This window comes from Candidatus Rickettsia tasmaniensis (assembly GCF_036857515.1).
Taxonomy (GTDB): domain Bacteria; phylum Pseudomonadota; class Alphaproteobacteria; order Rickettsiales; family Rickettsiaceae; genus Rickettsia; species Rickettsia rickettsii.
The window spans coordinates 1-502 of record NZ_JAQCNX010000087.1 but is presented as its reverse complement, the minus strand read 5'-3'; the positions used below and the strand labels follow the sequence as shown (position 1 = coordinate 502).

Here is a 502-nt window from a genome sequence, read left to right as displayed (position 1 = left end):
TAAGACTTGGTGAAGAGCTTGATTTACTTGAAAAAGATTGTTTTAAATTCTGCTGGATTACCGATTTTCCATTCTATGAGTTAAATGAAGAAACAGGAAAAATTGATTTTAGCCATAATCCGTTTTCTATGCCGCAGGGCGGAATAGATGCTTTAGAGCAAGCTAAAACCACTGAAGAGTTATTAGAACTTACCGCATACCAATATGATATTGTTTGTAACGGTATTGAATTGTCCAGCGGTGCTATTATCCATATAATGAATCTATGCTAAAATACGGCTCTGATAAGCCTGATTTGCGTAACCCTATTATAATTGCCGATGTAACTGAGATATTTACAGATTCCGATTTTACAATCTTCAGAGAGAATATTAAAAAAGGTAGCATAGTTCGTGCAATTCCTGCACCTAAGGCAGCTGCACTGCCTCGTAGTTTCTTCGATAAAATGATAGAGTTTGCGATATCAGAAGGAGCAGCTGGACTTGGCTATATTCAATTTAGT

The 502-nt window shown here is 36.5% G+C and carries 2 pseudogenes; both read left to right on the top strand.

The features are described 5' to 3' along the window. A pseudogene (locus O6R16_RS08095) lies at positions 1 to 248 on the top strand (amino acid--tRNA ligase-related protein); the annotation flags it as partial. 2 nt (positions 249 to 250) lie between these two features. After that, a pseudogene (locus O6R16_RS08090) lies at positions 251 to 502 on the top strand (GAD domain-containing protein); the annotation flags it as partial.